This window comes from Amycolatopsis sp. NPDC026612, assembly GCF_040638285.1.
GTDB lineage: Bacteria > Actinomycetota > Actinomycetes > Mycobacteriales > Pseudonocardiaceae > Amycolatopsis.
In genome coordinates, this window is sequence record NZ_JBEZYB010000092.1 from 20,969 (window position 1) to 28,477 (window position 7,509).

Annotated in this window: 4 protein-coding genes; 2 read left to right on the forward strand and 2 right to left on the reverse strand. The window is 63.6% G+C overall.

All coding sequences use genetic code 11. The features are described 5' to 3' along the window. Positions 1-2,651, reverse strand: a 2,651-nt coding sequence (fxsT, locus tag AB0F15_RS39540; RefSeq protein WP_360282008.1) for an FxSxx-COOH system tetratricopeptide repeat protein, incomplete at its 3' end; no start/stop codon positions are given. An 892-nt stretch (positions 2,652-3,543) separates the two neighbouring features. Here fxsT and AB0F15_RS39545 point away from each other — a divergent pair. Beyond that, the gene (locus tag AB0F15_RS39545) at positions 3,544-4,605 is read left to right on the forward strand and encodes a PqqD family peptide modification chaperone (RefSeq protein WP_360282010.1); all 1,062 of its coding nucleotides are present in this window, start codon (positions 3,544-3,546) and stop codon (positions 4,603-4,605) included. Here the strand turns inward: AB0F15_RS39545 and AB0F15_RS39550 are convergent. Next, complete coding sequence (locus AB0F15_RS39550; protein ID WP_360282012.1) at positions 4,573-6,684, reverse strand: tetratricopeptide repeat protein; 2,112 nt, start codon at positions 6,682-6,684, stop codon at positions 4,573-4,575. The two genes, AB0F15_RS39545 and AB0F15_RS39550, sit on opposite strands and share 33 nt — an antisense overlap. A 386-nt stretch (positions 6,685-7,070) precedes the next feature. On the opposite strand from AB0F15_RS39550, the gene AB0F15_RS39555 reads away from it, so the two are divergent. Beyond that, the gene (locus tag AB0F15_RS39555) at positions 7,071-7,328 is read left to right on the forward strand and encodes a DUF397 domain-containing protein (protein ID WP_360282014.1); all 258 of its coding nucleotides are present in this window, start codon (positions 7,071-7,073) and stop codon (positions 7,326-7,328) included. The last annotated feature ends 181 nt before the right edge of the window (positions 7,329-7,509 follow it).

The following is a 7,509-nucleotide window of genomic DNA, read 5'->3' on the forward strand; positions in this document are numbered from 1 at the left end:
ACGTCACCGGCCTCGCCTCGCCAGTCGGCGAGATTGCCGCGGGTGATCAGCGTGTCGGGATGGTCGTCGCCGAGTATTCGTGTCCGATCTGCGAGGAGTTGTTCGTAGCCAGCGACCGCCCCGGCGGTATCACCAGCTTCTCCTCGCCAGTGGATGAGGTTGTTACGTGTTGCGAGGGTCTCGGGATGGTCGTCGCCGAGTATTCGTGTCCGATCTGCGAGGAGTTGTTCGTAGCCGGCAATCGCGCCAGCCGTATCGCCGGCCTCGCCCCGCCAGTAAAAAAGGTTGTTACGAGTAGTTTGAGTATCTGGATGATCCGGGCCCATTAACCCAACATGATCGATGAGAAGCCTCTCGTAATCGGCAATCGCGCCAGCAAGATCGCCGGCTTCCGCTCTCCAATCGGCGAGATAGCTGCGGCTGAGGAAAGTTTCTGGATGATCCGAGCCGAGTACTCGTGTGCGCTCGGCGAGAAGCTGCTCGAATTCAGTGATCGCGCCCGTGACATCGCCGGCTTCTCCCTGCAAATTCGCGATATTGCTGCGGCTGGTGAGAGTGCTGGGGTGGTCGGCGCCGAGTAACCGCGTTTGATCCTGGACGAGCATTTCATAATCAGTAATTGCGCCTGTCAGGTCACCGGCTTTCCCGCGCCAGTAAGCGAGGTTGCTGCGGGTGGTCAGAGTGTCGGAGTGGTCATCGCCAAGGATTCGTAACCGATCCGCAAGAAGCTGCTCGAATTCGGTGACGGCGGCAGCGAGATCGCCGGCCTGCCCCCTTCGATCGGCGAGATTGTTCCGCGTTGTGAGGGCGTCGGGGTGATCGGGGCCGAGTAATCGTGCTTGATCTTGGGTGAGCCGTTCGTATTCTATTATGATTTCAGTAAGATCACCGATCTCCCCTTGCCATCGGAGAAGGCTATCGCGGACGATTAGAATGAAAGGGTGGCCTTGACTGTGCTGGGTGCATCCCTGTTCTTTTAGATTGCTAAAGTATGTAATGGCGTCAGCGACGAGGCCGGCATCGCCAATGGAGTCCCCAATTCGGATCAAGAGTCGGTGTGGGTTATGCTGCAACAGCATTGGCATGGTGTTAGCATGCAAAATTGTGGCGTTTGATCGTAGTGCAGTGATCGCAGCAGTGTTGGCGGAGTCAACCTCGGACCACAAGTCCAGCAGTGCATTTGCTGTAGCAGATGTCAAATTTGTGAGCTGTTCAGTGCTTGTAGCGTCGCGAACGGCGCGCTGCACTAAACCGTGCGCCTGGACGGCTTGGAGAGGATGAGCGGAATCAAAATTTATCAAGCTCAGTCGGTGCAGGACATGCAGGCTGTCAGTTACTGCATCTGGGGTGACCGGTTTCTGTTGCGTCTGTGTTAAGAGTTTTAGTATGTGATGGTTTCTGAACAGCCCAGTAGGGCTTCCTGCGGGATCAAGGAGGCTGATCGCTTCCAATAGTGGACGGGCCAAGCCCTGGGGCTTAAGGCTATCTGCCAGGTCAATGGATAAGGACCAAGTGGTCGCGACTGTTCGTTGATGGTCATCTGGAAGTTCGCCGTCGTCAGGGAGAACGTCGGCGAAGGCTTGCTCGCGGTCAAGAAACCGGGTCTGGTACTCGGCGCAAGTGAGGTTGCGGTTAATCATGTACGCGACTGCCTGGGCCAAAGCAAGGGGAAGGTGGTCAAGAGTGCTGGCGAGGCTGCTCGCACCGACAAGGAGGTGGCTGTGCTCGGCAAGTTTGGCGGTCAGATAGGTCAGGGATTCGGTTGGAGTGAAGACGTCCACGTCGAGCAGGACGCGGTCGGTGCGGCGCAGACTGGGGTCACGGCGGCGAGTGGTGACTACAACCTGCCCGTGTTGGTGAACAGGTGGCCATAGGCTGCGTAGGTCCTCAGGCCGCTGGAGGTCATCTAGGATGACCACCCAGCGTCGAGGTGTAGTCGCCATCCAGGTCAGCAACTGCTGGGCTGCCTCCTCGGGGGAGTCGCTATTAGTCCCGAGCAACTGAGAGGCCGCCTCAGCGTAGGCGACCACGATGCCTGCGCGGGAGTCGGCCTGAACCCAGAGTGCGAGATGTACACGTGGGTCCAGCCAGACGCGGTTCGCCAAGTCGACGGCGAGCTGGGTCTTGCCGACACCCCCGGTGCCGGCAAGCACCGTCGTGGCCGCTTTGCCCGAGGCTGCGGCCGGCACGGTCATGTTTCGGTTTTGAGTAAGAACTACGGTGCCATGTTCCTCCACTGCACGGTCCAGCTGCAGAGCGATGCCACGTTGCTGGAACCGGTCGGCTTGCAACGGCACGACTCCGACCCGGATTGGCGTCGAGGAGGTGGAAGCAACGTCGGCGACGGGGTGACGAAGCAGGTCGTCGTAATCGGCTCGGCGCTGCTGCCATCGTGCTAGCAACGTTCGCAGCCCGGACGGAGTGAACTCGTTTAACACGGGGGATCCGTGGTGATGTCCCCAGCAGGCGCAGGCCAGCACGAACATCGACAGGGTCCAGGCATCCGGTGCGGACGTCACTTTGCCTCGCACGAGATCATGGATCGTGCTGGATGGCAGCGGGCGGGGTTCGATGCCTAGTTGGCGTGCCACCTCGGACACGCTGTGGGCAGGCCGCGCATCGGCTGCGGTACTGCGTGCAAGATCGCGCATGCTGGGGGATCCTGCCTGGTGAAGCAGGTGTTCGAGGTTCTTTGTGAACCACCCCCGGATGTCCGCGTTCACCCCCGTCGGCTGCTCATCTCTCGCCACTTTCCACCTGGCCTTCGTGAACGTTCTTGGTGTCCGGACGTGTCCGGGTCGAGTGTCAGGGCAGGGTCTTCAAGCACGGACGATGGGACCAGTGTCCGGAGATGTCCGGAATCTGCTTCGCTGCCTCCTGTCAGGCCGACGATACCGGAGCGAAGCGTTCCAGTGGACCAGCGACAGTTAGGACATCAGGAAGGCGGTACTCACCCAATCGGGTGGTCACCTGTCCGTGGTTGCTCCCTGACTGTGACGCCGTTCTTGGTGGGGTCCGCCAATCGTGCTTCGTAAGTCCCATAAAGAGTACAGAAGCGAGCGGAAAACGATGAGAGTTCAGGGCTTCTATGTCTTCTGTTCCGACGGCGGGCTGTCCGGGCAGGGTTGCCTGAGAGGCAAACGCTTTGATCGCGATGTCGTTGAGAGAAAAGGAGGGTGTGGTGATGATCGATTTCGTCGAGTTCGAATGCCGGATGACGCTATGTGACAAGTCCGCGAACGCGACAGTTGAGCGGGCAAGTCTCCGATCGTGGTCACCGTCGGAGCAAAAACGATCAGCAAAGACAGGGACAGACACCATGAGCGATCACCACTGCCACCCGCTTGACCCGGACAGTTCTGCCCAGCCGCGTTGCCTGTGTCCTGCGTCCCCGGCCGGCAGGCGCCTCTGCGTCGACTTCGCGAGCAGGGAAGGGAGGTGGTGACGGTGATCGAGTTCCGCGACATTCCGCGCGTGACGTCCTTCTGCGAACCGAAGAACACCGACACCTGACACTGAGTGGAGACCTCCATGCTTCACCCCGTGATCAAATTCGAGCACCGGCCCGTCCGCTACGGCGAGGACCGCATCGTGATCGGTGGCACCGTGCCCGGCATCGGTACCGAGATCGACGATCCAGACGGGTGGGTGTGGGCGCTGCTGGAGTCTCTCGACGGCACCCGAACAGTGGACCAGGTGGTCGCCGACCTGGTCCACCGCTACCCCACCCATCCTGCAGCCGACGTGCGCGAAGCCATCGACGACCTGCACACCGCTGGATACCTGCACGAACCCGAGCCAATCACCTCGGGCGGACGCCATCAGAGTGCTCTGGCGTTGTGGCGGTGGATCGACCGGACACCTGGGCGTTCCGCGCAGGACGTCCAGATGCTCCTGGCCCAGGCACGGGTCACCGTCATCGGGGTCGGCGGAGTCGGCGCCACCGCCGCATTGGCACTGACGCTGGCCGGTGTCGGCCAGATCCACTGCGTCGACGACGATGTGGTCGAGCTGTCCAACCTCAACCGCCAAATCCTCTACACCGAGAACGACCTCGGTCTTCCCAAGGTCCAGGCCGCGGTGCAGCGACTCCGGGAACACAACAGCGAGGTGCGGGTCACTGGCGGGTTCCAGCGCGTCGACGGCACCGCGATGCTGCGGGCGCTGGCCACCGAGTGTGACGTACTGCTGATGGCTGCGGACACGCCGTCCGAGATCCGGTTCTGGACTGCCGCGGCGTGCCAGGACACCGGCACGGCGTGGGTGCACGGCGGCTACGAAGGTCCGCGCGTCAGCGTCGGGCTCTATCGGCCGGGTACCGGGCCCTGCCACGACTGCGGGCAGATCGCACGTCAGCATGAACTGGCCGCGGGGCCGGCAGTGACGTTCTGGTCCCCCGGAGCCGGTCGCACCCGAGCACACGCGTCCAACGTGATCACGGCAGTCACGACTGGGGTGCATGCCGCCCACGTCACGATGAGCCTGATCACCGGCGCGCCGGCCGTCCCCGCCAACGGTGAGTTCGGCTGGAATCTGGTCAGGTTGGACCAAGGTCAGCGGGTCGGGCTGGACTCACCCCTCCCCGCCTGTCCCACCTGCGGCTGACTCCGGTGGTGCTGCGGCCTCCAGGTCACGCAGCCGCAGCACCACCTCATCCGCTCGCGGGTCACCGAACTCGACCATTAACGCGTGCATAGCCCGCAACGTGTGGATCGCCCGGTCGTGCAGTCCGAGTTCGGTGTGGACCGACGCCAGCAACTCCAGCGCGCCGACAGCGAACCGGCTGGTCGCCCCAGAAGCAGAAAACTTCTCCACGGCACGCTCGCCGGTGTCGATCGCGACTTGGTGATCGCCCAGCTTCCATCGAGCGAGGGCGATCCCGTAAAGCGCGTATGCCTCACCCAGCTCGTCACCGGCCTGACATCGCAGCACCAGCTCCCGCTCGGCGTGTTCGAGGGCTTGCCCATACTGGCCCAGTGCCACCCGGATCTCGCTGAGGTTGCACTCCACCACGGCCTCCAGCCGCGGCTGGCCGGTGGCCTGGCTGATCGGCAACGCGTCCAGGTAGTGCTGCAAGGCTTCGGTATAGCGCTGCTGGGACAACCGAACCAGCCCCAGCCCACTGGTCGCGTTGCAGATCGTCATGACGTCTTCCAACTCGCGGCCCAGCCGCAGCGCCTGCTCACAGTGCTCGTAAGCCTCGTCCCACGACTGCACCAAGCGATGACTGTCGGCCAACCTCAACAGCAGCAGCGCCTCAGCCTGCCGAAACCCTCCCGCCCGCGCCGCGGCAACCCCCGCAGTCTCCGCGGCCAGCCGCGATGGCCACCACGCGCGAGGTTGTGAAACCACCACACGGTGGACACCGGCCAGCACGACCGCAGCCGCCCACACCTGCTCCCGGTGCGCGATCCGCACCGCCACGGACAGTGTCGGCAGCTCGGTGTCGAACCAGGCCAGCGCCTCCTCGCGATCGAATACCGGAACCGGTGCGACCCGCGGCAGCTCCACCTGCGCCCGCGGTAACGCCGGGAACGCCACCCGATCGGCAACATCGGCGGCTTGCGCATACCAGGTCACCACGGCCCACGTCGCTCGTTTACGGCTCTTCCCAGGTTCGTCGGCTTCAGCCCGGGTGACGGCGTAGGCGTGCAGCAAGTCGTGTAACCGGTACCTCCTGGTTCCCACCGGTTCCACCAGGTGCAGATCCGCCAGGTCCTCCAGCATCCGATAGGCCACCCGTTCCCCGAGATCGGTCAGCGCCGCGATCGCTGGCACACCAAACTCCGGACCAGGATGCAGACCCAGAAGCCGGAACACGCGTGCCTGCTCCACCGTCAGGCGGTGATAGGACAGGTCAAACACCGTCTGGACCGCGCTGCGCTCGTCGCCGGACACGCTGAGGCCCATCACCCGGTCGCGCTGGTTCCGCAGGCCGGCCACCACCCCGGCCACACCGCCGTGACGCTCCGAGGCTGCGCGGCAGGCCGCGACTCGCACCGCGAGCGGCAAACCACCGCACAGCGCCACGAGCTCCGCGACCATCGCTACCTCGGTATCCGCCCGTCTCCCACCTACGACACCGCGCACCAGCACCGTCGCCTCGCGCGCCGGCATCGGCGCCACCGCAACCCCGATCGCCCCGTCCGTGACACGCAGCCCGGTCAACGTCGTTCTGCTAGTGACCGCGACCGCACATCCGGTGGTTCCCGGTAGCAACGGACGCACCTGCTCGGCCGACGCGGCGTTGTCCAGCACCACTAGGACCCGCCGGTCGGCCAGCAACGACCGGTACAGCCCGACCAGGGCGTCCTTGTCAGCGGGGACCTGCCCCGGGCTGACCCCCAGAGCTTGGACAAACCCACTCAGCACCACCGCAGGCTCTAGCGGTGCGCTCGGTCCGTAGCCACGTAGGTTCGCGAACAGCGTGCCGTCCGGGAACCGGTCCGCCGCGCGGTGCGCCCAGTGAGTCACCAGCGATGTCTTCCCAACACCGCCCATGCCCTCCACCACGGCCACCGCGGAGCCGGTCTCCGAGGCGGACAGCGCAACGTCTAGATCGGCCAGCGCCTTGGCTCGGCCGGTGAAATCCCGCACGCCTGGGGGCAACTGACGGGGGATGGGCACGGAAAACGCCGGCAGCATCGACTGAGTGATCGATCCTGCCTGGACCACCGTGCCCACGACGCTTCCGGAAATCGAGTTGATAGTCGCTTGCGAGTCCACAGATCATGCATCGCATGACCGCCACGGAGCATCCAGGTAACCGCTGTAACTTCACCCAGTCAGAGCAGCGCTCTCGCAAGGAGCCACCGGAATCGCGACATGGTCCTGCAACCCGGACTGTCACGGTGACTGATCATGAGAACCATCGTCCTTCGCGGTGCTGTAGGGCATCCAGTCGTGACCGACGATACCGACTCACTCGTCAGCGGTCTCCGCGTCGATTCCAGGCAGGCAAACGTCCCATTCGTGGCGGGAAGACCACCAGATGAAGGTTAGGATCGTGCAACGCGAGACTCGTCTGTCGGCCGGGTGAACTCCCGGGCGAATGTCGGCCAGGAGGGCCCATGTGTGAACGATTTGTTGCACCCGCGATTGCTCCTGATGGCCGAGGTTTACGCTGGCTTCGAACGTCCAAGTGCAGTCCGACCTCGGATCCCAAGTGCTTGGAAGTGGCGTTCGCTGAGAAGATTGTGCGCGTACGCGACTCCAAATCGCCCCGTGGAGGCGAATTGCGCATCAGTCGTGCTGGTTGGACAGTGTTTGTTTGTCAACTAAGTGGTAGTGAGCTTCCCCCGGTTGTCCGGACACCTCACCTGAGGTGACCGCCGGTCACCAGGGAGGATGTTCCGATGCCTGCACCACACCCGCCTGAGTTCCGTCAGCGTGCCGTCGAGCTGGCCCGCCTGGGTGATGCGCTCCGGGTCTGGTGCAGGTCCTGTTGTCTGTCACCGAGCCCGGGCAGGCTCGAAGGGTTGATCGTAGCGTGACGCTTGGTGGCCGGCT

Excerpts from the sequence above, each read along its gene's own strand:
- AB0F15_RS39555 (WP_360282014.1), top strand. The coding sequence starts at position 7,071 with ATGTGTGAACGATTTGTTGCACCCGCGATTGCTCCTGATGGCCGAGGT.